This window comes from Halorhabdus salina, from assembly GCF_013839425.1.
Lineage (GTDB): Archaea > Halobacteriota > Halobacteria > Halobacteriales > Haloarculaceae > Halorhabdus > Halorhabdus salina.
This window is the reverse complement of record NZ_JACDNP010000001.1, coordinates 273,516-297,702: the sequence shown is the minus strand read 5'-3', so window position 1 is coordinate 297,702 and position 24,187 is coordinate 273,516. Positions and strand designations below refer to the sequence as shown.

Annotated in this window: 24 protein-coding genes; 15 read left to right on the top strand and 9 right to left on the bottom strand. The window is 63.8% G+C overall.

Annotation, left to right across the window (positions count from 1 at the left end):
- Positions 1-104 precede the first annotated feature (104 nt).
- Positions 105-1,802 carry a hydroxylamine reductase gene (hcp, locus tag HZR20_RS01500; protein WP_181684830.1) on the bottom strand — a complete coding sequence of 566 codons (1,698 nt, stop codon included), beginning with the start codon at positions 1,800-1,802 and terminating at the stop codon, positions 105-107.
- Between the two features lie 431 nt (positions 1,803-2,233).
- On the bottom strand, positions 2,234-4,666 hold the full coding sequence (locus tag HZR20_RS01495; protein ID WP_181684829.1) for an ATP-dependent DNA helicase: 2,433 nt from the start codon (positions 4,664-4,666) through the stop codon (positions 2,234-2,236).
- 124 nt (positions 4,667-4,790) lie between these two features.
- Between HZR20_RS01495 and HZR20_RS01490 the strand changes: the two genes are divergently transcribed.
- Positions 4,791-5,807: a phosphotransferase family protein gene (locus HZR20_RS01490; protein WP_181684828.1), complete on the top strand. Its 1,017-nt coding sequence runs from the start codon at positions 4,791-4,793 to the stop codon at positions 5,805-5,807.
- Positions 5,808-5,824: 17 nt separating this feature from the next.
- Here the strand turns inward: HZR20_RS01490 and HZR20_RS01485 are convergent, their stop codons facing one another.
- A complete protein-coding gene (locus tag HZR20_RS01485; RefSeq protein WP_181684827.1) occupies positions 5,825-6,940 on the bottom strand; it encodes a pyridoxal phosphate-dependent aminotransferase in 1,116 nt (371 codons plus the stop codon).
- A gap of 99 nt (positions 6,941-7,039) precedes the next feature.
- Here HZR20_RS01485 and HZR20_RS01480 point away from each other — a divergent pair, with 99 nt between their 5' ends.
- Positions 7,040-7,555: a CinA family protein gene (locus HZR20_RS01480; protein ID WP_181684826.1), complete on the top strand. Its 516-nt coding sequence runs from the start codon at positions 7,040-7,042 to the stop codon at positions 7,553-7,555.
- Between the two features lie 79 nt (positions 7,556-7,634).
- A complete protein-coding gene (locus HZR20_RS01475; protein WP_181684825.1) occupies positions 7,635-8,123 on the top strand; it encodes a metal-dependent hydrolase in 489 nt (162 codons plus the stop codon).
- Between the two features lie 26 nt (positions 8,124-8,149).
- Here HZR20_RS01475 and HZR20_RS01470 read toward each other — a convergent pair whose 3' ends face one another.
- A complete protein-coding gene (locus HZR20_RS01470) occupies positions 8,150-8,905 on the bottom strand; it encodes a PHP domain-containing protein (protein ID WP_181684824.1) in 756 nt (251 codons plus the stop codon).
- A 91-nt stretch (positions 8,906-8,996) separates the two neighbouring features.
- On the opposite strand from HZR20_RS01470, the gene HZR20_RS01465 reads away from it, so the two are divergent.
- The 4 genes from HZR20_RS01465 to HZR20_RS01450 all read left to right on the top strand — a co-directional run bounded on the left by HZR20_RS01465 (position 8,997) and on the right by HZR20_RS01450 (position 11,987).
- Positions 8,997-9,305 carry a DUF7565 family protein gene (locus HZR20_RS01465; RefSeq protein ID WP_181684823.1) on the top strand — a complete coding sequence of 103 codons (309 nt, stop codon included), beginning with the start codon at positions 8,997-8,999 and terminating at the stop codon, positions 9,303-9,305.
- 117 nt (positions 9,306-9,422) lie between these two features.
- Positions 9,423-10,001, top strand: coding sequence for a GNAT family N-acetyltransferase (locus HZR20_RS01460; RefSeq protein WP_181684822.1), 579 nt, complete (start codon positions 9,423-9,425; stop codon positions 9,999-10,001).
- Positions 10,002-10,099: 98 nt separating this feature from the next.
- Positions 10,100-11,539, top strand: a complete 1,440-nt coding sequence (gene thiC / locus HZR20_RS01455) for a phosphomethylpyrimidine synthase ThiC (RefSeq protein WP_181684821.1) — start codon at positions 10,100-10,102, stop codon at positions 11,537-11,539.
- A 64-nt stretch (positions 11,540-11,603) separates the two neighbouring features.
- Positions 11,604-11,987: a DUF2237 family protein gene (locus HZR20_RS01450; RefSeq protein WP_181684820.1), complete on the top strand. Its 384-nt coding sequence runs from the start codon at positions 11,604-11,606 to the stop codon at positions 11,985-11,987.
- A gap of 21 nt (positions 11,988-12,008) precedes the next feature.
- Here HZR20_RS01450 and HZR20_RS01445 read toward each other — a convergent pair whose 3' ends face one another.
- Together HZR20_RS01445 and HZR20_RS01440 are read right to left on the bottom strand one after the other, a co-directional pair.
- A complete protein-coding gene (locus HZR20_RS01445) occupies positions 12,009-13,403 on the bottom strand; it encodes a D-aminoacyl-tRNA deacylase (protein WP_181684819.1) in 1,395 nt (464 codons plus the stop codon).
- Positions 13,404-13,408: 5 nt separating this feature from the next.
- Complete coding sequence (locus HZR20_RS01440; protein ID WP_181684818.1) at positions 13,409-14,776, bottom strand: sodium:calcium antiporter; 1,368 nt, start codon at positions 14,774-14,776, stop codon at positions 13,409-13,411.
- A gap of 150 nt (positions 14,777-14,926) precedes the next feature.
- Between HZR20_RS01440 and HZR20_RS01435 the strand changes: the two genes are divergently transcribed.
- From HZR20_RS01435 to HZR20_RS01410, 6 genes are all read left to right on the top strand, one after another.
- Positions 14,927-15,724, top strand: coding sequence for a shikimate dehydrogenase (locus tag HZR20_RS01435; RefSeq protein WP_181684817.1), 798 nt, complete (start codon positions 14,927-14,929; stop codon positions 15,722-15,724).
- A gap of 50 nt (positions 15,725-15,774) precedes the next feature.
- Positions 15,775-16,272, top strand: coding sequence for a helix-hairpin-helix domain-containing protein (locus tag HZR20_RS01430; protein WP_181684816.1), 498 nt, complete (start codon positions 15,775-15,777; stop codon positions 16,270-16,272).
- A 47-nt stretch (positions 16,273-16,319) separates the two neighbouring features.
- Positions 16,320-17,807 carry an aminodeoxychorismate synthase, component I gene (gene pabB, locus HZR20_RS01425; protein ID WP_181684815.1) on the top strand — a complete coding sequence of 496 codons (1,488 nt, stop codon included), beginning with the start codon at positions 16,320-16,322 and terminating at the stop codon, positions 17,805-17,807.
- Positions 17,804-18,415 carry an anthranilate synthase component II gene (locus HZR20_RS01420; protein WP_181684814.1) on the top strand — a complete coding sequence of 204 codons (612 nt, stop codon included), beginning with the start codon at positions 17,804-17,806 and terminating at the stop codon, positions 18,413-18,415. Before pabB ends, HZR20_RS01420 begins: the two co-directional genes overlap by 4 nt.
- A gap of 160 nt (positions 18,416-18,575) precedes the next feature.
- Positions 18,576-19,154: a hypothetical protein gene (locus HZR20_RS01415; RefSeq protein ID WP_181684812.1), complete on the top strand. Its 579-nt coding sequence runs from the start codon at positions 18,576-18,578 to the stop codon at positions 19,152-19,154.
- Positions 19,155-19,212: 58 nt separating this feature from the next.
- Positions 19,213-20,091 (top strand): aminotransferase class IV, encoded by an 879-nt coding sequence (locus tag HZR20_RS01410; protein WP_181684810.1) that lies wholly within the window; start codon positions 19,213-19,215, stop codon positions 20,089-20,091.
- Here HZR20_RS01410 and HZR20_RS01405 read toward each other — a convergent pair.
- Positions 20,085-20,372 carry a transcriptional regulator gene (locus HZR20_RS01405; protein WP_181684809.1) on the bottom strand — a complete coding sequence of 96 codons (288 nt, stop codon included), beginning with the start codon at positions 20,370-20,372 and terminating at the stop codon, positions 20,085-20,087. The two genes, HZR20_RS01410 and HZR20_RS01405, sit on opposite strands and share 7 nt — an antisense overlap.
- A 171-nt stretch (positions 20,373-20,543) precedes the next feature.
- On the opposite strand from HZR20_RS01405, the gene HZR20_RS01400 reads away from it, so the two are divergent.
- Together HZR20_RS01400 and HZR20_RS01395 are read left to right on the top strand one after the other, a co-directional pair.
- Complete coding sequence (locus tag HZR20_RS01400) at positions 20,544-20,930, top strand: 30S ribosomal protein S6e (protein ID WP_181684808.1); 387 nt, start codon at positions 20,544-20,546, stop codon at positions 20,928-20,930.
- A 109-nt stretch (positions 20,931-21,039) separates the two neighbouring features.
- A complete protein-coding gene (locus HZR20_RS01395; RefSeq protein ID WP_181684807.1) occupies positions 21,040-21,915 on the top strand; it encodes a CheF family chemotaxis protein in 876 nt (291 codons plus the stop codon).
- A 110-nt stretch (positions 21,916-22,025) separates the two neighbouring features.
- Here the strand turns inward: HZR20_RS01395 and HZR20_RS01390 are convergent, their stop codons facing one another.
- Both HZR20_RS01390 and HZR20_RS01385 read right to left on the bottom strand, forming a co-directional pair.
- Positions 22,026-22,889, bottom strand: a complete 864-nt coding sequence (locus HZR20_RS01390) for a CheF family chemotaxis protein (protein ID WP_181684806.1) — start codon at positions 22,887-22,889, stop codon at positions 22,026-22,028.
- Positions 22,890-22,956: 67 nt separating this feature from the next.
- On the bottom strand, positions 22,957-24,186 hold the full coding sequence (locus HZR20_RS01385) for a HEAT repeat domain-containing protein (protein WP_181684805.1): 1,230 nt from the start codon (positions 24,184-24,186) through the stop codon (positions 22,957-22,959).
- Position 24,187: the final 1 nt, after the last annotated feature.

Below are 24,187 nucleotides of genomic sequence, written 5' to 3'. Positions count from 1 at the left end.
CCCGTCTTTTCCAGCCTGGGCTTGAGAACCCGTCGGTACTATCGTGTGATGGGTTCTCTGTGCGTGGTCGAACCGCCGCTTTCGAGGCCGAACGGACTCTTCGATCAGTCTGCAGCAACAGCACTGGCGTCGATCAGGGGACTCGATTCGAGTTCCGCGAGGATGGCTTCGCGGTCGGCCTCGACGGAGTCGATCGGCTTGATGTCGAATTCCTCGACCAGCACGTCGATGACGTTCTCCGAGAGGAAGGCAGGCAGGGTCGGCCCGAGTCGGATCCCCTCGACACCCTGACTGAGCAACGCCAGTAGGACAGTCACGGCTTTCTGCTCGTACCACGCGATGTCGTAGGCGATCGGCAGGTCGTTGACGTCCTCGACATCGAGGGCCTCGGTGAGCTCCATCGCGATCTTCAAAAGCGAGTACGAATCGTTGCACTGGCCGGCGTCGAGGACGCGTGGGATACCGCCGATATCGCCCAGATCTAGCTTGTTGTAGCGGTACTTCGCACACCCGGCCGTCAAGATGATGACGTCCTCGGGCAGCGATTTGGCCATCTCGGTGTAGTAGTCCCGTTCGGGATGGCGACCGTCACAGCCGCCCATGACGACGAACCCGCGCACGTCACCGGCCTCGATGGCCTCGATGACGTCCTCGGCTCGGTCGAGCACGGCGTCGTGAGCGAACCCGTTGGTGACCGTCCCGGACTCGATCTCCTCGGGCGGTTCGGTCTCCTTGGCGTGCTCGAGTAGTGCCGAGAAGTCCTTGGACTCGCCCTCGGAGCGGTCCGCGACGTGTGGCAGGCCGGGATAACGGACGACGCCGGTCGTGTAGGTTCGCTCGGCGTAGGAGTCCTTTGGCGGGGTCAGACAGTTGGTAGTCATCAGAACCGGGCCGTTGAACGCCTCGAACTCCTCGTGTTGTTGCCACCAGGCGTTGCCGTAGTTGCCGACGAAGTGATCGTACTCCTCGAAGGCGGGATAGGCGTGGGCCGGGAGCATTTCGCCGTGGGTGTAGACGTCGACGCCCTCGCCTTCGGTCTGTTCGAGCAGTTCTTCGAGGTCCTTCAGATCGTGACCGCTAACGAGAATCCCCGGCCGGTCACGGGTTCCGATGTCGACCTCGGTCGGCTCGGGGTGACCGTAGGTGCTGGTGTGGGCCTCGTCTAGGGTTTCCATGACCGCGACGCTGATCTCGCCACACTCGACGACGAGTTCGATCAACTCGTCGACGCTCAATTCGTCGTCTAGCGTCGCAGCGAGGCCGCGCTGGACGAACGCGTTGACCTCGTCCTTTTGCTCACCCAAGACGTGGGCGTGATCGGCGTAAGCGGCGATCCCCTTGATGCCGTAGGTCAACAGCTCCCGGAGCGATCGGACGTCCTCGTTGTCGGTCGATCGGACGCCGACTTCGGTCGCTTTCTCGTAGAATGCTGCCGTTTCCTCGGCGTCCCATGTGGCGGCCTCGGGGAGAGCAGCGTCCTCGATAGGGCCGACTTCTGCTTCGAGGCGTTCTCGCAGGTCACGCCGGAGGTCGAGCCCGTTGTTGATTTGTTTCTCGAACCACTCCGGGTCGAAATTGACGTTCGTGATCGTCGAGAAGAGACTCTCGACGATGAATACCTGGACGTCCTCGTCGACGATACCTTTCTCGCGGGCCATTTCGCCGAGGGCGGCCAGTCCCTTGAGCTCCCAGACGAGCAGGTCCTGGAGATTCGCCGTCTCGGCGTCTTTCCCACAGACGCCGACGTCCGTACACGCTTCGTTCTCGACCGTCTCCTGACACTGATAGCAGTACATACTCATGATTGATCACGTTGCAGTTGGGGATTCGCGAGCAGCGTTACCGCCGTCGACCACGTCGGTCGCTCGTCGTCCAGAAGCGATCGTCGTCGCTCGACTCGTCGTTCTGGCACCGAGCGCTCTGCGATGTTCCCGACCGGGCGAGCGGTAACGTATCCCCATCACGACAATATCTTCAATCTATTCGAGGAAACAACTGACTCCGAACACGTTCGGGGCACTCATATAGCCCGGCCTGTGCATCATGTCGAACCTGTCCGAGAATAAACTTGATTTATAATTACAATTATTTTTCAGCCTAGTGGCTGACGCGCTAGCGAGAGGGGTATTTTGAAACGGTGGCACCCCCAATTGAGAACGGTGGCACACGGCTTGAACGACACTTGCGGACAGTGCCGTCTTGGGTCACTGTTGTCTGTGATTGGGTCGACGGGTCAGTCGTTCGTCCAAAACCGCTCGATCTGGTCGGGGAGGAACTCGGGACCCATTGTCACGAACTCCTTGCGCTCGGCGGGCGAGAGATACCCGTAGACCGAGTGACGCGCGTCGGGCGTATATCGTGCGCCGACCAGCGCTCGAACCCCGACCTCGTCAGCGCCGCGAATCACCCGGCCGATCGCCTGCCGGGCGCGTCTGACGGCCGGGATCGTCAGCGCGTATTCGAAGGCGTGGTCCTCGCCGAAGACGTCCCCGTAGGCTCGCTGGACGGCCCGGACGCGCGGGGAGCCGATGTTCACCAGTGGCACCCCGACGACCGCGGCCGCCTGGAGCTTCTCGCCGTCGTAATCGACGCCTTCTGTGAGCGTGCCCCGGGTACTGGTAACCAGAACCGTCCCCTCGCCAGCGAAAAAGTCACGCTTCAGCGACTCTGTCGCCTCGTTACTCGAGGACTCGTCGACGAGGATTGGTTTCTCGACGGCTTCCTCGAGGTACGCGCCGGCCCAGGTCGCCTCCCGGTAGTTGGGCATCGCAATGAGGACGTTCCCAGGATTGCGCGCGATCGCCCGGAGGACGTGAGCGTACTCGTCCCGCGTGGCGTTCCATTCATCCCCCAGCGGTTCCATGCTCGCGGGGTCACCGCGATTGCGCGCCGTGAAGGGCGTCGCGTCGACGATCCAGCTCGCCCGGTTCTCGGGCGGGAACGAGAGGCCATACGAGCGGGTCAGGACGGGTCGCCCCTCGTCGTGTTCCGCCCGGCCGTCTCCGTCGTCGCCGTCGGCCAACGAGTCAAGCCCCGCGACGCGGGTGAACACGTCGAGTGGTTCCAGGGTCGCGCTCATCAACACGCCGCCGCCCACGCCGTCGAACGTCCGGGCCAGTGGCTCGGCCGGCAGGCAGTCGAACAGCGTCAGCCCGGCGGTGTAGGTCCCGCGCCAGCCATCGATTCGCTGGTCGTCCCGTGGCGCGTGTTCGAGTTCGATTTCCCGGAAGGCCCTCGCGTGATCGGCCTCCCACCACCGTCTCGCGATCACGCCGGTTGCCGCGGTGACCGGCGTCCGAGAGAGGCCGAGTTCCTCGGTCGCGTCTTCGACTGCCAGGCCGACCGTATCGAGTTTTCGCCAGAGTCCGCCGTCGTAGCCTGCTCCTTCGGCCCACCGCGTGAGTTCGTCGGGTTCGGGTTCGTCGGGGTCACGGAGTGGGATCTCCAGGCTCTGCTCGGGCAGGACCGCATCCTCAGCCCGCCAATTTCGCCCGACTGTTTCGTCGAGGTACGTCCCAATGCGGTCGTCCAGCCAGCCCAGCAGATCGTCGTAGAAGTCCCGGGCCCGCTCTACCACGTCCAGTGGGACATCGTGATCACCGAGATGGGCTCGCACCTCGCGTTTGTGATCCTGGCTTTGGCGGGCCCAGGTCAGCAACTGATGGCAGTCGTTGCGCGCCTGGACGATGGTTTGGCGGCCGAGTCGATCCGACAGCAGGTCTCGGACGCGCCCTTCCAGCCGATGGGCCTCGTCGACGACCACGAAGGTTCCCTCGTCGAGAATCGACTCGATTAGCGGGCGCGAGCCGGGATCGAAGAGGTGGTTGTAGTTGCCGATCACGACGTCGGCTGCCTCCACCAGGACGCCCATCGCGCGGTGGGGGCAGGTTCCGCGTTCGACCGTCCCCGGGAGATACTCATCGGCCGTGAGGACGTGTCCCTCGCCAGCGTCGAAGCCGATCGGTGAGCCCTTGTTCCGGGCGAACCAGTCGGCCTCGAACGGGCAGTACAGCGGCGGATCCTCGCCGCCAATGTCGTCGGGAGCGGTCGGTTGAGTCCGACGGTACGGCGATTCGCTTCCAGCCGTCGAGAGCGCGCCCGCGACAGCCTGCTGGCCGATCCCGCCCGTTCGGGCCGCCTTCGCCAGATCACTGGCGACCTGTGGATCCCACCAGATGTCCTCGATACGGGGGCTGACGGCTGCGTGGCCAACCGGTCTGTCGTCGCTTTGGCCGTCGCTTTCGACTAATTCAGCCGTGTTCTCACGCAGGTCCTCACACCGCTCTTGGACGCTTGCGTCTTGCGGGAAGACATCCTCGCGACCGTACGGACAGAGGTCGCGCTTGCCGACGAGCGCGAGACCGGCAAGGGGGTCCTCGAGTCCCGCATTCAGTCGCCGGAGGTCCTCGACGAACTGGCGGCGCTGCTGTTTGACTGGCGTGACGACCAGTAGTCGTTCGTAGTCTCCCTCTCGAATCAGGGTCGCACCCGCGGTCAGTGCGGCCATGGTCTTGCCAGTCCCGCAGGGCCCTTCCATCGCCAGAAAGCCCTGCGACCGGCCGGCCTGCAGTGCCGACTCGATCGCGTCGGCCTGATCGTCGTAGGCGTCCGGAAAGCCGAAGTAGTGTGTCCAGTCTGGCTGGCCGGAATCCGCGGCCCGTGGCATCGACGGTACTGTGGCCCAGGCGGATTTGAACCCACGGGTTTGGCTGTCGATGATGCCAATAATACTCCATTATTGATAGAGTCCGACAGGGATATTACGCGATGTGCCGAGTGTTCGGACAACCGTGTCTACGTCTGCCGATGCGATCGAAGCCGTACTCGAGGAATCCGGACCGGAGTATGAGACGTTCTCCTTTCAGGAACTCACCGGCGGGACGCGCGCTGCCGTCTACCGGGTGACGTTGCAGTACGAGGGCACCGAGTACGAGGTCGTCGTCAAATTCGCCCCGGAGACGGGCTCGACGTTTGCCGTCGAGCCGTTCTTACACGAGTTCATCGCCGAGCGGACCGAGGTGCCATTGCCGGGAATTCTCGTCTTCAAGGAGGACCCGGAACGAGACGTGCCGCCGTACTTCGTGACCGAACGGATGCACGGGACGAATCTCGACGAACGCTTCGAACGCCTCGCGCTCGACCAGCGGAGCGACCTCATGAAAGAAGTCGGACAGATTCTTGGCAATCTCCACTCGACGATCGCATTCGAGGGATACGGCCGGCTTGCACTCCGTGATGGTCGGTTGTTCGTGCGTGATCTCTCGAGTGACTGGCGGGAGTACTTTGCCGACTTGACGCGTGGCCACATCGATTGGCTGGCCGGGACAACCTTCGAAGACTTACAGGATACCGCCAGAGAGCGACTGACAGCCCGTCTCTCGACGGTGCCCCGTCAGGACGTGCCTCGACTGGTTCACGACGACTTCCGGCCGGGCAATCTCCTGTTCGAGCCGGGCGAGGATTCGGCAATCTCGGCTGTCCTCGACTGGGAGCAAACACTCGCGGGCGATCCGATGTACAATCTCGCGCAGGTGGAGTTCCTCTTTATCGATTCGGTCTTCCGTGACCGCGAGGAGTGTGAGCAGTTACGCGAGTGCCTGTATGACGGGTATCGATCCGAGCGCGAATTCGATCCCGGCGAGAGGTATGCGGGGACCAAACCCCTCTATCAGTTTTCGACGCTACTCTGGCGAATGGGTGGGTTCGACGATCTCTACGACGGTGAGGGGTCGCTCGCTCGATCGCGCGCAGAGGCATACTACCGCCGGCAGTTCGACGACCTGGCGGCCGCACTCGACGGCGCGTAGATTTCGACCCTCCTCGCTCAGTCCTCGGCCGTCTCGACGAACGACGCCAGACGACGACACGCTTGCTCGATCCGTGGTGTCAACAGCGAGAACCGCAGCCAGTCGGCCTTCGTCTCGCCGAAGGCCGAACCCGGCATCGCCGAGACGCCACCCTCGTCGATGAGTTCGAAGGCAGATTCGATCGAGCCATCGAGGCCGTCGATCCTGGCCATGACGTAGAAAGCACCCTCGGGATCGATGTACTCGGCACCGATCGCGTCGAGCGTGTCGGTGAACCGTTCGATTCGCTCCCGGACGCGCCGGCGGTTATCGGCGTACCACGCTGTCGTCGTGTGCTCGAGGGCGTGTGCCACGGCGTACTGTGCCGGTCGACTCACCGCGACGTTCGTCAGCATGTGACGCGTTTGTGCCCGTTCCCGGAGTTGCTCGTCGGCAATTACGGAATAACCGATCCGCAACCCGGTCACCGAGAGCGTCTTCGAGAAGGAGTTCGTGACGATGCGAGCCGGTGAGTCCACGTCCAGCGCGCTGGCGAACCGGCCCGAGTAATCGAAGTGGTCGTACACCTCGTCGCTGATGAGGATGGCGTCGTTGTCCTCGGCGATCGAGACGAGTTCGGCCATCGTTTCGGCCGAATAGACCGCCCCGGTGGGGTTGTTGGGCGTCGTGACGACGATCGCCGCGGTGTCAGCACTGGCCGCTTCTCGGACCGTGGCCGGGTCGAGGTGGCCGTCCTCGTCGGTCGGCACGAACCGTGGTGTCGCTCCCAGGACGCTCGCTCGGCCGGCGTAGTACGGATAGACCGGGTCGGTCACCAGCACTTCGTCGCCATCGCGTTCGTCCAGGGCCGTTGCCGTCGCAAGGTGATTGGCCTCGCCAGCCCCGTTCGTGACCAGGACGGCTTCTTTGGGCACGTCGCGGCGCTGTGCGATCGCGTCTCGGAGCGGTTCGATGCCGGGGCTGGGCGGGTAGCCGTAGGCCTCGGCGTCGAGGTCGGCGAAGGCGCGAAGTCCGTCACGCAGCGCCGGCGGCGGGCCCCAGTCGGGGCTCCCCGAAACCATGTCGACGACGTCCCGGTCGGCCTTGGCCGCATACTGCATGACGCGATAGAACTGCGGCGTCTCGTAGTCCATGGTCGTGCTGGACGGTCCCGGCAGGTTTGTCTTTCCGTTCGTAGTCGTCACTTTGTCCGGGACCTGGGGCTTTTGGTCTGGGCTGACGCATACTCCCACATGACCGAAGATATCCCTCCGATTGCGGAACGCGTCGGCGACGCACTCCGCGACCGGGAAGCCACAGTCGCCGTCGCCGAATCCTGTACCGGCGGATTGATCGGCTCGTTGCTGACGGACGTTCCCGGCTCTTCGGACTATTTCGATCGCTCGCTGGTGACGTACTCCTACGACGCCAAACGTGAGGAACTCGCCGTCAGTCGCGAATCCCTCGACGAAGCGGGAGCGGTCAGCGACCCGGTCGCCCGCCAGATGGCCCAGGGCGTCCGTGATCGGGCGGGAACGACGTGGGGCGTCTCGACGACGGGCATCGCCGGGCCGTCGGGCGGCTCTGACGAGAAGCCAGTCGGGACAGTTTTCGTTGGCATCGCCTACGCCGCGCCGTGGGGCAGCGGGAACTCCTCGACGCGTGTCCGACGCTACGAGTTCGACGGGTCCCGAACGGCGATCAAGCGACAGATCGCCGAGCAGGCCTTCGAAGACCTCGAAGCGGCCGTCGAACGCGGCGCGCCGTGAGTCGCTGTCCGAGCGGTCGGGAGCGGCCACCGATTCGAGTGGGAAACCCTTTCAGTGGTACCCGTCGTTTGATCGGGCGATGAACAAGCGCGGCCACGTTCTCAATGCCCTGCTGTTGAGCGTCGGAATCGGGTATTTGTTGGAACCGTCCGGTGACGTCGAGACGTTCGTGATGATCGCGGCGGTCTCGGTCCCGATGGTCCTGGGCGCGCTGTTCCCGGATGTCGACACCGCCTTTGGGACCCACCGCAAGACGCTCCATAATCTCCTCGTGCTCGGGATCGTGGGGGCCTATCCGCTGTACTTCGGCAACCTCCAGTACGTCTGGATCGGCGTGCTCTCCCACTACGCACTGGATATGCTTGGGACCCGTCGTGGCCTCGCATTGCTCTATCCGCTGTTCGATCGGGAGTTCGACGTCCCGATCGGCGTGCGAGTCGATAGCAAATACTCGACACCGATGATGCTGGCGGTGACTGGCTTCGAACTCGTCGTGGCTGCCGCGATCATCTACCAGGTCCCACAGCGGGCCTTCGGGCAGGGCCTGCAGGCGATGGGGATCGCCTGAGGCGTCGATCCCGCGGCCGGACGCCCTCAATAGACGCTCGCGTCGTCGAACCGTCCGTCGTAGGCCGGCTGATGTGGATGGGTCGCCTCCCGGCCCGAAAGCAGGATGCGATCGATCTTCTTCCCGGAGTTTTCCCAGCCGAGGTGGGCGAATTCCTGTGCACACCGGCCCTGGTGAACGAATCCCGATCGATGGCGGATCTCACGGGCAGCCCCGTCCCTGAGCGCGTCGATGAGATCTGTCTCGTCGTCGATCTCTCGATCGAATTCGACCCACGCTTCACCGACCGTTCCCTGGAGGTGGGCATACGACGAGGCGAAGGCAGGCAAGTCCTGTTCGCTGGCAATCCGTCGCGCACGGCGGTTGTGATGGGGCCAGTGTTTCGGATTGTACGTCTCAACCGCGTCGATCGTGTCCCGATAGCGGTCGATCTGGGTGGGACTGAGACTGACAGACAGGAACGTCGGATGGGGAACCAGCACGGCGGCGTTCTGGCGGTCGAATTCGTCTATCGCGGCCTCGAGCGTGATGAAATCGGGTACCGGTTCCGCCAGTCCGATCGCGAGGACGTGCCGGCGACTGCGCCACGAGCCGGTAAACACCTCCCGTGCGGGGACGACGAGTAATTCGTCGTCGGAAAATCGCTCGGCGGTCGCTCGTACGTCCGGCAGACGCTGGAAGTGCGGGGCGTAGACGATCGCGTCCAGCCCGCGTCGCTTGGCACGCTCGACGACCGACTCGTCGAGCACCTTCACGTGGAGGTCGACCACCGTCGCTGTCACGCCCGGGCCTATTCCGGTGGCAACAAAAGCCGTTCTGGTTCGCGGTCGGCGATGGGTGGGTTTTTACCCCTGGTGGGGCGTAACCTGGGGTATGCCACGCTGGGAATGTGCGCTCGAAGGCTGTGGCGAGTCCTTCGATCGGGTCGAGGACTTGATCGTCCATCAGTCGACCAGCCACGAGCGCATCGAGTGTGCGGTCTGCGGGACGGTTCTGCCTGACGGGTACTTCGCCATCCGGCACGCCTTCGAGGAACACTCCCGGGCCGAGTACGTCCGGGCCTACAACGCCAGTGCCGCCGAAGTCCGCCGGCGTGAGAAGGTCAAAGAGTCAATCGAGGAGTCAGCAGACATCCGCGAGGTCGTCGACCGGCTGGAGGGCGGCGACGGCAGCGGCTTCTGAGCGAGGCCAGCGATCGGTCGATCGCTCGGCGAGGCCGTCGGCCGCGAGACGTGTCTGCTCGGGATTCCCCCATCTTCGCCAGCAAATACTTTTCCCTGGGGGGTGCTACCTCGAAGTATGTACGTCCGGGACGCGCGCAACCGCGACGAGGTCTGGCTGCTCGACCAAATCGAGGCGATGGCACTCGACGAGACGGCCTTTCGATCGCGGGACTACGTCATCGCGGTCGATGAACGGAGCGACGAACGTGCCGGATTTGGGCGCATCCGCATCCACAAGGACGAGGGCGACGTCTGTGAACTGACGAGCATCGGCGTCCTTGAGGCGTGGCGCGGCCAGGGCGTCGGTGCCCACGTCGTCGAACGACTCCTCCAGGAAGCCACTGATCAGGGCTTCGAGATCGTCTATACGCTCTCAGGCGAACCCAACTATCTCGCCCAGTTCGGCTTCGAAGCCATCGACGAAGCGGACCTCCCCGCTGTCTTACAGGATCGGCTGGACACCAAACGCGGTTCCCTGGAACCTGACGCCGTCCCGATGATCCTCGAGGTCGAGTCGTTCTCGATGCCACAACGCTTCCGGGATGCCTTCAAGGCTGCCGCTGCGGAGGAAGGTGACGACGAACCCGAAGAATCGGCCGAGGACTTCGGCATCGACCCTGACGAGGCGACCTACAAGTACGACACTGGCGACTGACTGCCTGCGACGTTTTCAGTCTCTCTCCGCGACCAGCCCCAGCTCGTGTCGTCTATAATCACCAAGTTATATAATCTAGTGGTACATCGGCTGGAGTGATGACAGCGACGCAACTCCAGCGCGCACGCGACGGAGAGATCACGCCGGCGATGGAACGGGTCGCCAAGCGAGAGAACCGCGATCCGGCAGTCGTCCGCGAGAGGATCGCCGCCGGGGAAGCGGTGATCCCGAACAACCACGAGCACGACTCGATCGACCCGATGATCATCGGGAAGGACTTCTCGACGAAGATCAACGCAAACATCGGCAATAGTGAACCCGAGAGCGATATCGAGACCGAGCGGGAGAAGCTCCACACGGCGATCGAGTACGGCGCGGACACGGTGATGGATCTCTCGACGGGCGGCGACATTCCGGCTCTTCGGGCCGGTCAGATCGAACACTCGCCGGTCCCGCTTGGGACGGTGCCGATCTACGAGGCGCTGAAGCAGGCGGGAACGCCAGAAGAGCTGACGCCCGAACTCCTCCTCAACGTGATCGAATCGCAGGCTGCACAGGGCACGGACTACCAGACCATTCACGCGGGCATTCTCCGGGAGCATCTGCCACTGACCGACGGGCGGATCACGGGCATTGTCTCCCGTGGCGGATCGATCCTCGCCGAATGGATGGAGGCCCACGGCGAGCAGAATCCTCTCTACACGCATTTTGACGAAATTTGTGCGATTCTCGCCGAATACGACGTGACGATCAGCCTCGGAGATGGCCTCCGCCCCGGATCACTCGCGGACGCCAACGACGACGCTCAACTGGCCGAACTGGAGACGCTGGGCGAACTCACCGAGCGCGCCCAAAAGCACGGGGTGCAAGTCATGGTCGAGGGGCCGGGCCACGTCCCGCTGGACGAAATCGGCGACCACGTCGAATACCAGCAGGACGTCTGTGATGGGGCTCCCTTCTATCTGCTCGGGCCGCTGGTGACTGATGTCGCGCCAGGCTATGACCACATCACGAGTGCGATCGGCGCGACCGAGGCCGCTCGTCATGGTGCGGCGATGCTGTGTTATGTCACCCCCAAAGAGCACCTTGGACTGCCAGACGCCGAAGACGTCCGGGATGGCCTCGCAGCGTATCGAATCGCCGCCCACGCAGGTGACGTGGCCGCCGGGAAGCCAGGCGCACGCGATTGGGACGACGCCATCTCGAAAGCCCGCTATGACTTCGACTGGCGCGAGCAATTCCGTCTCGCGCTTGACTCTGATCGGGCAACGGACTACCACGACCAGACCCTGCCGGAGGACAACTACAAGGAGGCCCGGTACTGTTCGATGTGCGGCGCGGAGTTTTGTTCGATGCGGATCGATCAGGATGCCAGAGATAGCGGTGCGATGGACGACCTTTCAGCCGAGATCGACCTCGCCGAGTCCTCGGCTGCCGAGGTGAATCTGCCGCCGACGGGCACTCACGATACCAGCGGCCTACCGACGGTGCCCGAGGCGTTGTGTAATCACGCCGAGGGCGTCCCGAGTGACGACTGACAGAAATCACGGCAAAACCAGTCTTGACACCAACTGTTACCCGCACCTCGCGACAACCCACGGTATGTCACAGAGCGATCCCGACGCCCAGCTGAACGTGCTGGGCGAGCCACTCGAACCGTGCAGTAGCACGCTCTCGACCGGCTACCAGCGCGACGGCCACTGCACGGCGGTCCCCGGCGACCGCGGCCAGCATCATCTCTGTGCGGTGATGACCCAGGACTTTCTGGAATTCTCGCGCAAGCAGGGCAACGACTTGATCACGCCGCGGCCGGAACTGGATTTTCCCGGACTGAACCCGAAAGATCGCTGGTGTCTGTGCGTCGGTCGCTGGCTGGAGGCCCGCGAGGCTGACGTGGCACCGCCGGTCGTACTGGAGGCGACCAACGAAACCGTTCTTGAAGAAATCGAACTGGAAACGCTGAAAGCGCACGCCGTCGACGTTTGAGAGAGTTTCGCCCAGGTTCACTTAGACCGGGAACGTCACTTCTCGCTCCCGGGTAACTGCTTCGGGCTCGACGGTCTCGCCGTCGACTTCGACGGCCTGGCCGTTCGCCAGCGTCCCGAATTTCGGGCCTTCCGGGACGCCCGCGTCCGCGGCGAGTGTGGGATCGAAGGCTTCCTTCCTCGCGACGACGTGGGCAGCCTCGACGATCACCTCGTCGTAGTCCGCGCGGAGTACGTCCGCGAGTCCGTCGATCAACGCTTCGCGGTCATTCCCGTCAGCGACGACAGCCCGCTCGCCGACCAGTGTGGCGCTCTGTTCGGTGGTGAACGCGAGCGCAACGGCCTCGACGGCCTTGCGGGTCGCCTCGCGGTCGATCCCCTGAGCTTCGTCCAGCAGATGGCCCGGAATTTCGACGACTTCGAACTCACCGTCGTATCCCATTGCCTGCGTTCCGAATCGCAAACCATCGTCGACGGTCTCGACGCTGTTTTCGACGCATCGGACGAACGGCAGCGGCACGTCCTCGACGGCCCGGAGCCAGGTCTCGCTGACGACCGTGTAGCCGAGGGCATCGATCGCGCCCTCGACGGCGGGATGTTCGCCGTCGATCAGCGCGTATTCAGCGTTGCTTTCCTCGAAGGCAGCATCGAGCACGTCGTCGGCTTTGGCAGGATCGCCCAACGCTTCCAGACCCCAGTCGGCAGCGATGTGCCCAACTGCCCAGTCGGTCTCGCGGACGACGCGCTCGAACCGTGGGGTGTAGTGGTTGCCCCCGAAGCCGACCAGATGTCGGCGGGCACTCGATTCGCCGTCTTCCCGGGGGGCGTCGGGGGCCGTCCCACGGAGGTCCAGAATTGCTCGCGCGACAGCACCGGCGGCATCGGAATCGTCCCACTGGTCGGGCCCGCTGCCGACCTCGACGAACAGCGAAGGCGCGCCCACGTCGGTCGGGCCGTGGTGGGTACACTCCATCCCCACTTCGTAGTCCTCGGGTGCGTACTCGGCCAGCGCGTCGAGGACGTGGCTTTCTGCGTTGGGTGCGGCGCGAGCGAGGGCGCGATCCTCACCGCCGTACTCCGCACTCCCGAAGTTGCCCGTGTGGTGGGCGGTCAGCAGTGGTCCGGTCTCCCCCGAGTGGCGCGAGGCAAAGACGACAAGATCCGGATCGTCGAAAACGTCTGCGACGCCATCGAGTTCGAGATGCCAATCTTCGAAGGTCCGCATTTCGAACCCGTCAGTCCGGTAGACGTCCCCGCTGCCCTCGGCCGACGTTCGTTCGTCATCACTCATCGTCGTCCAGTCGGTAACGGCGAGCAACTGCTCGTAGATCTGTTCGGATGCGCGATCTTCGGCCGAGACGACGATGGCGACGTGTCCGTCGGATTCGTCCGTGGGTTCGTCTGCACTGATCGTCATTTTGCTCACTCGAGATCGAAGTCGCTTCGGCGACCGAACGCCGTCTGGACCACTTCGGCAGTCATGCCGAGCATTTCCTTGACAGCCTGCCGGCGGCGGACGAACATCGCCAGTCCGAGGATGAGGTAGACGGCGGTGTAGCCCAGCAGGATCTGGTGGCTGACTGCTTCGGGATGGGCCAACGAGAGGACGTTCAACACCATGAACTCAGCGAACACCTGAGAAACGAACAACACGAGCAACGCGACGGCCTCCCGAAGACTGATGTTGAAGTTGACCAGGATCGCCAGCGCGAAGAACGATTGGGCGGCCGTAATCCAGATTTCGAGTTGCTGTTTGTAGTCGAATTCGAGGACGCCGAGCCCGCCCGCCGCGATCGAGTAGACGATCGCGAGCGTCCCGATCAAAAGCGTCCACTGGTTGAGCTTCGAGGAGATCAGGGCGTTGAACCCGGCCGAGGATCGGGCCTTGTTGACCAGGTAGACGACCACGATCAACTCGGGGGACTCGCTGGCCAGGGGCGCGATCCACTGGATCATGAAGAACCGCGGAACCCCGTACTGGAGTCCGAGACTTTCCAGGCCGTGGGCGAACGGCTCGACGGCGATCAAGATCATGATTCCCGAGTAGATGAACAGCCCGAGAACGGTCGCGATCCGCTTCGGTTTCCGGTAGCTCTGTAAGTAGCCGGGGACGCCGATCTGTTCGTCTTCCGTCTCGATTCCCGATCGGATGATGATGAGGATGTAACTCACGTACAGGCCGACGAGGACGACGGTATCGATCAGGTCGATGCCGCCGCCCAGCGGGACGAGAAACGCCCACAACGTCGCCAGCCAGAGGAACGTGATCTCGGTCGTCAGCGCTCTGTCCAGCGTCACGACATCGGCGAGAAAGCCGTCCCGGAACTCGACGGACTCGTCCCGGACCGAGTAGGCGCGATAGACGGTAAACAGCGCGATCCCGGACCAGCCCAGGCCGATGAGGATCCGGTTGGCCCCGGTCATGTTCGCGATCGCGAGGTTGCCGGCGTCGGCGCCCGCGGCCGTCCCGGCGCCCGCCCCTGCCTGCCAGGCGTACAACGCGTCGACGGCGTACTCGGGAGCTACCGCCAGGACCGCCAGGACCGCGAGTGCGAACGCTCGGGGAACGTCCTTCTCGGCGGTTTCGGCCCCCCAGGCGAGCAGGAAGGAGGCACCGACGACCGCCAGACCAGTCACCAGTACTGTGAGGCCCGTCGAGAGTCTGATGGCCGAACTGGCTGGTACCCAACTGGCGCCGGCTGCCAGCCGCGATCCCTCGACGATGACCCACGGCAGCGACAATGCCACCGCCGCGGCGACCGCAGTCAGCGGATGACGTAGACGAGACACACTCGAACTCACTACCCTCGGAAATAATGTCTTGCGGAGTCGGGACAACTGTGGCAATAAGCCACACGATTGAGCCGAGCCACGGCCGAGTACGGTACTACGTCACCGCCAACCGTCGCGGTTTTGCCCGTCCCCGTCGTTGCTCGGCGCATGGACGTCTACGGACTCATCGGCAACCCGGTCGAACACTCCCTGTCGCCGCCCATGCACGAGGCGGCCTATGAGGAACTGGACATCGACGCCCGGTATGTCACGTTCGAACCGGCCGAAGGCGAGGCCAGTGACGCGGTCGAGGCGGCCGAGACACTGGGCGTCGCTGGACTGAACGTGACGATCCCGTTCAAGCAGGCTGTTCTTGACGCCGTCGACCCGGACGACCTGGCCGCCCGCATCGGGGCGGTCAACACGATCGACTTCACCGGCGACCGACCGACCGGCCACAATACCGATGCGATCGGTGCCGTCCGGGCGCTTCGCGAACACGACGTCACTCTCGACGGGTCGGCCGTGGTCGTGGGGGCGGGCGGGGCCGGCCGGGCGATCTCCTTCGGACTCGCAGATGAAGGACTGAACGTCTCGATCGCTAATCGCACCGTTCGGAAGGCCAAAGCCCTCGCTGGGGACGTTCCCGGCGCTGACGGCCATGGGCTGGATGCGCTTGGTGACCTACTGACTGGTGCGGACGTGCTGGTTAACGCCACCAGCGTCGGGATGGACGAGGATCGATCGCCGGTTCCGAGCGACGCCCTCCACGACGATCTGGCTGTTCTCGATGCGGTCTACAGCCCGATCGAGACGCGCTTGCTCCGGGATGGGGCGGCGGCCGGCGCGACGACGGTCGACGGGGCGTGGATGCTCCTCTATCAGGGTGTCGAAGCGTTCGAGCGCTGGACTGGCCGGGATGCACCAGTCGAGACGATGAACGAGGCACTCCGAGGCGAACTGTAGCCCGGGCGTAACGTGGACGGCTTTAAGTCCTGGCAGTCGTATCACCGCACATGGGACTCATCGAACGGATCAAGACTGCCCTGGGATTGAATACGTCTCAGCATCAGGGCGGCCAGTCGATTCCGAGTGACGAATCGACGGCCCAGGATGTCGGTGTCACGGTCGAACGTGAGCCGGACACGACGACCGAGGACGCGGTCAAAGGGACCGACAGCAAGGCTGACGATACAACAACGGAAGCCAACGAGGATACAGCCACGGACGCCGTCGACGACACTACGGCGGAATCGGCTGCCCAATCTGAACCGTCTGCGTCCGAGAGCGAATCGGCCGCTGAGACTGGGGAAACGCCGTCTCAGCCCGACGAAGACGTGACCGAAAACGTCCAGTCGATCAAGGGCATCGGCCCGGCCTACGCCGAACGACTGGCCGATGCCGACATCGAGACGGTCGGTGAGCTGGCGGCGGCAGACGCCGAAACCATCGCCGAACAGACGGGCATCGCCGAGTCACGTGTCGCCACGTGGATCGAGCGGGCCGGCGAATAGTACATCGACCGCAACACGGTAGTCGTTGCTCCTCGTGAATATTCGTGATGACTGAGCCGCGGCTGGTCACTGACCGAGAGACGTTCCGGACACTCGCGTCCGACGCTGGTCCTCAGGAACGCGTGCCGATCGAGGTGCGCACGACGGTCGAAGACCCGTTTGTAGCCTATCGTCGGGCGCGCGACGGGCCGGGCGGATGTTTCCTCGAAACCAGCGGCGGCGCCGAGGGCTGGAGTTACTTCGGCGTCGATCCCGTCAAGTGGCTGACCGTCGGGCCGGACGGCAACGCGATCGAGACACTGGTTGGGCGACTGGCCGAGGAATCACTCGTTCGAGGCGACTGTGCGGTCCCGTATCCCTGTGGGGCGATCGGCTGGCTCTCCTATGACGTCGCCCGTGAAATAGAGGAGCTTCCCACAGACGCCGAGCGCGACCGCAACCTGCCGCGCATACAGGTCGCGGTCTACGACGCGCTGGTCGCCTGGCGCGAACCAGCGGAGTCACCGGTGACATTGCACGTGACGGTCTGTCCACGCGTCGGTGACGATCCCGACGCCGCGTTCGAGCGTGGTCGTGAACGGGCGTTTGCGCTGGCCCGGCGAGCCCGCGATGGCGACCCGACGGTCGAAGAACCGACCGTCGAGGGGCCGGTCCGCTTCGAGAGCGACTGCGGTCGCGACGGGTTTACTGATCGCGTCGATCGCGTCAAAGCGTACGTCAGAGACGGCGATACCTTCCAGGCGAACGTCTCCCACCGATTGACTGCCCCTGCGGCCGTCCACCCAGTGACGACGTTCGGAGCGCTCCGGGAGGTCAATCCGGCACCGTATTCAGGACTCCTGGAGTTCCCTGACGCCGATCTCGTTAGCGCGAGCCCGGAACTTCTCTTACACCGTGAGGGTGAGCGGCTGGTGACCGAACCGATCGCCGGCACCCGACCCCGGGGCGAGACGACGGAACGTGATCAGGAACTGGAAGCCGACCTGGGCACAGACGAGAAAGAACGCGCCGAACACGCCATGCTGGTCGATCTCGAACGCAACGACCTTGGGAAGGTCAGTGAGTACGGGAGCGTCGACGTCGCCGAGTATCGCCGCGTCGACCGCTACTCGGAAGTCATGCACCTGGTCTCGCTGGTCGAGGGCCGCCTCCGGGCGGATCGGGACCTGGCCGACGCGGTCCGGGCCGTGTTCCCCGGCGGGACGATCACTGGCGCACCCAAACCGCGAACGATGGCGATCATCGACGAGGTTGAGGCCACTCGCCGCGGCCCCTACACTGGCAGTATCGGTATCTTCGGGTTCGACGACCGGGCGACGCTGAACATTATCATTCGAACGCTCGTCCGGGACGCCGGGGAGTACCACCTGCGCGTCGGGGCCGGCATCGTCGCCGACTCGGTGCCTGACCGCGAGTACGACGAAACGCTCGATAAGGCCCGCGGGCTGGTGAATGCGGTCGGCGACGCGCTGGACCGCGAGGTCGACGTCGTGGGGGACGAGGAGACGACAACGGACCGGGGGGCTGACCCGTGACCGGGCCGATCCTCGTCATCGACAACTACGATTCGTTCGCCTACAATCTCGTCCAGTACGTCGGCGAGGTGGTGACGACTGACGCGTGGCTGCCAGCCGTCGACGGCCAGGTCGTCGTCCGGCGCAACGACGCGATCGACATCGCGGGTATCCGGGAGCTCGATCCGGCGGCGATCGTCGTCTCGCCCGGACCGGGAACGCCGCAGGCGGCGGGCGTCTCGATGCCTATCTTCGAGTCACTGTCAACCCCGACACTGGGGGTGTGTCTGGGCCACCAGGCGCTGTGTGCTGCCCGCGGCGCGCCGGTCGGCCACGCACCGGCCGTCGTTCACGGGAAAGCCTCGACAGTCACCCACGACGGTGAGGGCATCTTCGCCGACCTTCCGCAAGGCTTCGACGTGGGGCGCTATCACTCCCTGGCTGTCGACCACGACGACGTGCCCGACTGTCTCGTCGAGACCGCCCACACCGACGACGAGCGATCGGTCGTGATGGGCGTCCGGCATCGATCGAAGCCACACGTCGGTGTCCAGTTCCATCCCGAGAGTATTCTGACCGACCACGGCAAGGCCATGATCGCCGCGTTTCTGGACCGATACGTCCGCTGAGGCACTCACGGACCTGGCCGTTCAAAGCGGCGTTTGATCGTGAACCAGGCTTTTGACCACTCCGTCTCATCGCCTGTTATGACGAAGCTATCGGCAGTTTGTTCGGATGCCGGCGGTTCAGCTCGGTTCCTCTCGTCGCTCCGTGGACCTGGGGGTAAGCATGCGTAGGCGTCGGTTCCTCGCGACGGCGGGTGTCGCCGGCGTCACGGCGACCGCGGGTTGTGGCGCACTACGGAGCGAGCAGACGCTCTCGGACCCGACCCGTCGCTCGGACGGCAAGGGTCACGCGAGCATTCACTTCAGCGAGGATGGGACCGAGATCGGCCATTTCGGCGTCGACGGCGCGGTGGCGGACGGTGTCGTTCCGATGTCGACCGAGATCTGGCACCGCGAGGGGACGACCGTCGAGTCGGTCGAACTCCGGGTGTGGATGCCTGAGGCGGAAACGCCCCCACAGGTCGCCGTCGTCTCGCCGGTCGAAGGTGACAGTTCACCACCGCCGGAGCTGACCCTTTCGACACCCGAACGCGTGCCGGGGACGACCATCGCCATCACCGATCTCGACGACCTGGCTGACGAGACGATCAGCACGCTCGAACTGCTCGTACGGCCGCGCTCGGGGGCGGCCACGACCGTCGCGTTCGACGTCACAATGGAACTTTCCGGCGGCGGCGTCCTCAGCACCGACTACACCCTCGACGGCGAGTTACGTCTCGAATATCCGGAACTGCGCCAGTAACGGGAGCCCCCTGCTCGAACGCCAACACACAAGCCACGACCGCCCTAACGACGGCGTGATGCAGTATCACGTCGACGGCCGACTCGTCCCCGCCGACGAAGCGACGGTTTCCGTCCGGGATCGGGGCTTCCAGTACGGCGACGCCGCCTTCGAGACGCTCCGGGCCTACGGCGGCGAGGTCTTCGCCTGGGGGGCCCACGCCGACCGACTCGAAGCGACTGTCGAGACGCTCGGATTTGCCGAGGCGATCCCGCCCCGGTCGGATCTCCGCGAGCGGATCGACGCGACGCTGTCGGCCAACGATCTCGACGACGCCTACGTGAAGCTCTCGATCACGGGGGGCGTCCAGCCCGGCAAACTGACGCCGGATCGGGCGGTCGACCCGACGATCGTGGTGATCGTCGATTCGCTGCCGCGGGGCGGCGTCGACGGGCAACCCGTCTGGGACGAGCCAGCCACTGTCGCCACCGTCGATACCCAGCGCGTCTCGTCGGCAGCGATCCCCGCGAGAGCCAAGACGCACAACTATCTCAACGGGATTCTTGCGCGTCTGGATCTCCAGGATCGAGCGGATGACGGCAGCGCTCTCGACGAAGCCCTTCTTTGTGATAGCGACGGCTATCTCACGGAGGGCGCGACGAGCAATCTCTTTTTTGTCGCTGACGGCGTCCTCTATACGCCCACGACCGAGCAGTCGATTCTCCCCGGTGTAACTCGCTCGCTCGTCCTCGATCTCGCCCGTGCGGAGGGGCTCCCGATCGAGGAGGGCCGGTACGAGCCCGAACTGGTGGCCAATGCCGACGAAGCCTTCCTGACGAACACGACCTGGGAGCTCCGGCCGGTCGATCGCGTCGATGGCCAGTCGATCGGCAGCGGCCCAGTCACCCAGCTCTTATCACGACTCTACGATCGCCGGGTCGAACGCACCTGTTACTGATCTCCGATCCGGAAGGCCGGCGGGTTGACGCTCTCGCTGTGGCAGTCCGGACAGCGACTCGGGACGTTCAGGCGGTCGTCGAAGTCAGTGAACCCGCAGTCGGGGCACTCAGGTGGGGCGACCAGTAGCTGTTCGTCGCTGTCGGATAGCGACGCTGCCACGTGTTCGACGTGATCGACCGCGACACCAGTCGAGAGGTCGAATTCTGCGGCGATGGCCGTTGCCGACAGCGCCTCCGCCCGGAGTCGGTCAGCGATCCGCTCGCGGGTTGTTCGTTCCATGGTGCCCTGACAGTCACGTTCGGGCAAAGCCGTTTGGATCCGTGGGTAGGTTGGCACTGTCGCCTCGACTGTTTTCGACCGGGATATACGGGGTAGCTGCCGACATTCGACCGGAATCGACGGGCGCGCCATTCCGACGGGCTTTTTTAGCGTGCCCGGTTTGGATCGGGTATGGCCGACTTCACCGTCGCGGTGGCCGACCCGGACACCGGCGACACCTATCAGGTTGACGTAGATGGACAGGCTGCCAATCGATTCATGGGACGCGAGATCGGCGACGACGTGGCGGGCAGCGCTATCGGTCTCGACGGGTTTACGCTTTCGTTGACCGGCGGCTCGGACGACGCGGGCCGCCCGCTTCGGGAGGACGTTCGTGGTCCCGAACTCAAATCGGTGCTTATGGAGGGCGGGACGGGCTTTGATCCCGAACGAGACGGCGAGCGCAAGCGCGTCACTGTCCGTGGGCGGGAAGTCAGCGACGCGGTCCGCCAGCTCAACGTCCGGATCGCCGAGCACGGTGATGGCGACGTCGCCGAGCTATTGAGCGACGAGGAGTAAGCCCGAACGTCCTCGGACGTCTCCTCCGTGTCGTTTTTTCGATTGATATTCGCACGAAACCCTCAATACTTGGCCCTTCGTATCCAACGTCATACAACCGCGGGTACACATGTCGGAATCAGTCATCGCGGATTTCGTCGGCAAGTTCAACTCGGAGAAGACCGCACGGGTCGAACCCACAACCGGGCGGGTCCTCCTGAGTCAGAAGCGACTGGTGCTGGCTGCCGACGAATCGAAGACGACGATTCCGCTAGCCGACGTCATCGACGTTGCGGTCGGTCACGTACCTCCCGACCTGGGAGATTTCTTCGACTCGACAGTAACGGTCGCCTTCAAGAAGGAAGACCGTCGTCTTGTCGCGGTTATCGAAGCCGACGACGAGAAAATCGACAAATTTTCGACGGTCCTGTACAAGGCGTTGCTGAACGGGACTGAGGCAACGGTCAAACATCCTGCAGAGATCGGAGGTCGTGTCACTGATCAGACGTACGCGCCGGCGAAACTCGCCTTGCGGCCGAAAGCAGTACAATTCAATCGTGCGGACGACGCCGTCACCGTGTCACTGTCACAGGTTACGGAATTCTCCCGTGAAACGCGTGACGTCGCTGGATCCAAGCGGGCGACCTTGACCGTCAAACACACTCCAAACGGGCAAGCGGTGACGACAGTCGCCGCCCTGCCGTCCTCGCGGAAGCTGTCGCTGCTTGGTCGATACATCCGTCTGGAATACAGCGATCTCATGGCTGACCTCAAGGACGTCGAACTTTCGGATCCGGAGATCGAACTCTTGGTCGCGGTCTACTCCGCCGGCGACATCGAGGGGGTTCCGCTGGCAAACGTTCTCGACCGAGAGGCCAGCGAAGTGACGATGCTCGTCACCGACTTAGAAGAGAAGGAACTGCTCGCTTCGACGGACGTCGGGCCGACGCTCACGTCGAAAGGGCGCGTCGTCGTCAACAAGCACCTGGATGACGTCAACGACTGATACGGATCATTCGTCGATTATTTCCGGATGACGCCGACCCGGGGTCGACGGATACCGCTACATCCCTACAATAATCCGTCTGAGTGTCGGGTCTCCGTAAGCGAAGCACGCTACTGATCGGCGATCACGTCGCCGGCGATCGACCGCCCGCGCGGTTTGAGGCCGACTTCACGGCGAGTACGTACTTCCTCGACGACGCCGCGCTCGGAGAGTGCATCGAAAATGGCTTCGATCTCCTCGACATCCATCCCGACGAAATCCGGGATTTCGAACGGGGAGACGCCCGAATACAGGGCCATCAGGACTTCGCGTTCGTCGTCGCCGAGATCGATATCGGACTCGACGTGTTGGTCACCGGACCGCAAGAGCGATGCGAGGACCGAACAGTCACTGGCTCCTCCCGAGAGGTACGTCTTGACGCTCGTGCCATCGATTGCGTGTTCGGCCTCGAGCACGGACCGCTCGTTGCCCATAACGGTCCGCTCAGTTTCGGCTACCGTCCCGACGTCGTCGAGTTCGATCTCGAGAAATTGCCCGCTCGAAATCGCCAGTTCGACGGCATCTTCGCCGACCTTGATGCGTGCTTTCTCCCAGTCGGTATCCTGGACGACGCCGCCTTTGACAGCCGGATGTTTCGCCATGATGACGTTTTGATCGAGTCGAGCACGGAAGAGTTCGGTGGCGAATTGCTCCTCGTCGGCCGGCGAGAGTAACAACACATCCCGGCCGTGCTGGATCGAAATGTAGCCCGACACCTGTGCGATCGCTTCGTTGACGTTCTGTCGCGTTTTGATACTCTGGATTTTCGGGACCGGAATCGTCTTCTTCCCCTCGTTGCTCGCCATGACCAGTCGCTTATTCGAGAGGAGAATCCGGCCGGTGATCCACTCGACGTCGTTGCGTTTTCGCCCGTCTTCGACGACCTGGACGAACTTGCCACGGGTGTCAGCGATCGTATGTTCGCCGTCACTCATCGGTGTCGGAACTCTCGTCTGGGAGCTTTGGGGTTGGGGGTATTAACTTCTTGGCCCCTTCCCGGCGTTACGTCCGGCCGCCGAGTTTCGAGATGGCCGAGAACGCCCGCTTGCGGATCTCTTCGTTGTCCGTGTCGTCGAGCAGTGTGTCAAGCGTCTGTCTGGATTCCTCGCCGCCGACTTTCCCGAGCGTGAAAATCGCCTGGGCGCGAGCGTCGGTCGGACGGTCCGTGTCAGTCACGACATCGAGCAGTCGCTCGGCGACGCGCTCGTCTGCATCCAGTTCGGCCAGACTGGTCGCGGCGAACTGGCTCGTCATTTGATCATCGTCTTCGAGTGCGGTGACCAGCGCGTCGACTGCTCGCTCATCCGGGTCCGTTATGACTCGCCCGAGCAGCCACGCGGTGTTGCGTCGCTGGGCCGCCTGGGTCCCTTCCTCGATAATCTCGACTAAGGGTACGACGACACTCTCGTCGTCGGTCTCGCTCAATTTGTCGACGATTTCCTCGCGGATCTCGTGGCTCTTCTGGGTCGGGACATTCGCCAGCAACTGGATGAGTGCGTACACCGCAGTCCGGCGGACGATCGCCGACTCGTCACTCAGCGCCGTGACCAGCGGGTCGACCGGGGCGGCGTTGTCGAAGTTGCCAAATGAGCTGACGGCGACCCGGCGGACCCGATCGGACGGATCGTCGTACATATCCAGCAACGCCTGCAACGCCTGGCGGTTCCCGATCTGGCCGAGGGCCTCGGCCGCCTCGCGACGAACCTCTGCGATCTCGTCTTCGAGTAGTGTTTCGAGCGGACTACAGGCCCGTGGATCACCGATCGACCCACAGGCTCGGGCTGCCCGTGCCCGAACGCGTGGATCGTCGTCATCAAACCGCCCGACCAGTGGTTCGATCGCATCGCCATCCCCGAACTTCCCGAGCCCGTTTGCCGCGGCCATTCGCAACTCTGCAATACCAGCATCCAGCGCTTGGACGAAGGCCTTTGCGCGCACCCACTCGGCCTCCTCGCCCCCGAAGTCGACACCGGCCATCGTCTCGATCAGTTGCTCGATTGCCTCTTGACCGAGCTCTTCTAGAGCATCGACTGCTGCTGCAGTCACCGCGCCTGAGTCGTCCTCTTGGGCGGCTCTGACCAGTGCACTGATGATGTCCCGCCGATCTTGATGCTCGTCGAATTCGCCCAGCATTTCGGCAGCTCGCTGACGGACTTCCTCGGTATCACTCTCGCGGAGCAGTCTGATCAGCTCTTGGACGTTGCCTTCCCGGTGCAGATCGAACAGAGACATG

Excerpts from the sequence above, each read along its gene's own strand:
- HZR20_RS01385 (WP_181684805.1), bottom strand. The coding sequence starts at position 24,186 with ATGTCTCTGTTCGATCTGCACCGGGAAGGCAACGTCCAAGAGCTGATC.
- HZR20_RS01445 (WP_181684819.1), bottom strand. The coding sequence starts at position 13,403 with ATGACGATCAGTGCAGACGAACCCACGGACGAATCCGACGGACACGTC.
- HZR20_RS01485 (WP_181684827.1), bottom strand. The coding sequence starts at position 6,940 with ATGGACTACGAGACGCCGCAGTTCTATCGCGTCATGCAGTATGCGGCC.
- HZR20_RS01405 (WP_181684809.1), bottom strand. The coding sequence starts at position 20,372 with ATGGAACGAACAACCCGCGAGCGGATCGCTGACCGACTCCGGGCGGAG.
- HZR20_RS01400 (WP_181684808.1), top strand. The coding sequence starts at position 20,544 with ATGGCCGACTTCACCGTCGCGGTGGCCGACCCGGACACCGGCGACACC.
- HZR20_RS01465 (WP_181684823.1), top strand. The coding sequence starts at position 8,997 with ATGCCACGCTGGGAATGTGCGCTCGAAGGCTGTGGCGAGTCCTTCGAT.
- HZR20_RS01450 (WP_181684820.1), top strand. The coding sequence starts at position 11,604 with ATGTCACAGAGCGATCCCGACGCCCAGCTGAACGTGCTGGGCGAGCCA.
- HZR20_RS01415 (WP_181684812.1), top strand. The coding sequence starts at position 18,576 with ATGCGTAGGCGTCGGTTCCTCGCGACGGCGGGTGTCGCCGGCGTCACG.
- HZR20_RS01460 (WP_181684822.1), top strand. The coding sequence starts at position 9,423 with ATGTACGTCCGGGACGCGCGCAACCGCGACGAGGTCTGGCTGCTCGAC.
- HZR20_RS01495 (WP_181684829.1), bottom strand. The coding sequence starts at position 4,666 with ATGCCACGGGCCGCGGATTCCGGCCAGCCAGACTGGACACACTACTTC.
- hcp (WP_181684830.1), bottom strand. The coding sequence starts at position 1,802 with ATGAGTATGTACTGCTATCAGTGTCAGGAGACGGTCGAGAACGAAGCG.
- HZR20_RS01410 (WP_181684810.1), top strand. The coding sequence starts at position 19,213 with ATGCAGTATCACGTCGACGGCCGACTCGTCCCCGCCGACGAAGCGACG.
- HZR20_RS01480 (WP_181684826.1), top strand. The coding sequence starts at position 7,040 with ATGACCGAAGATATCCCTCCGATTGCGGAACGCGTCGGCGACGCACTC.
- HZR20_RS01395 (WP_181684807.1), top strand. The coding sequence starts at position 21,040 with ATGTCGGAATCAGTCATCGCGGATTTCGTCGGCAAGTTCAACTCGGAG.
- thiC (WP_181684821.1), top strand. The coding sequence starts at position 10,100 with ATGACAGCGACGCAACTCCAGCGCGCACGCGACGGAGAGATCACGCCG.
- HZR20_RS01430 (WP_181684816.1), top strand. The coding sequence starts at position 15,775 with ATGGGACTCATCGAACGGATCAAGACTGCCCTGGGATTGAATACGTCT.
- HZR20_RS01475 (WP_181684825.1), top strand. The coding sequence starts at position 7,635 with ATGAACAAGCGCGGCCACGTTCTCAATGCCCTGCTGTTGAGCGTCGGA.
- pabB (WP_181684815.1), top strand. The coding sequence starts at position 16,320 with ATGACTGAGCCGCGGCTGGTCACTGACCGAGAGACGTTCCGGACACTC.
- HZR20_RS01390 (WP_181684806.1), bottom strand. The coding sequence starts at position 22,889 with ATGAGTGACGGCGAACATACGATCGCTGACACCCGTGGCAAGTTCGTC.
- HZR20_RS01435 (WP_181684817.1), top strand. The coding sequence starts at position 14,927 with ATGGACGTCTACGGACTCATCGGCAACCCGGTCGAACACTCCCTGTCG.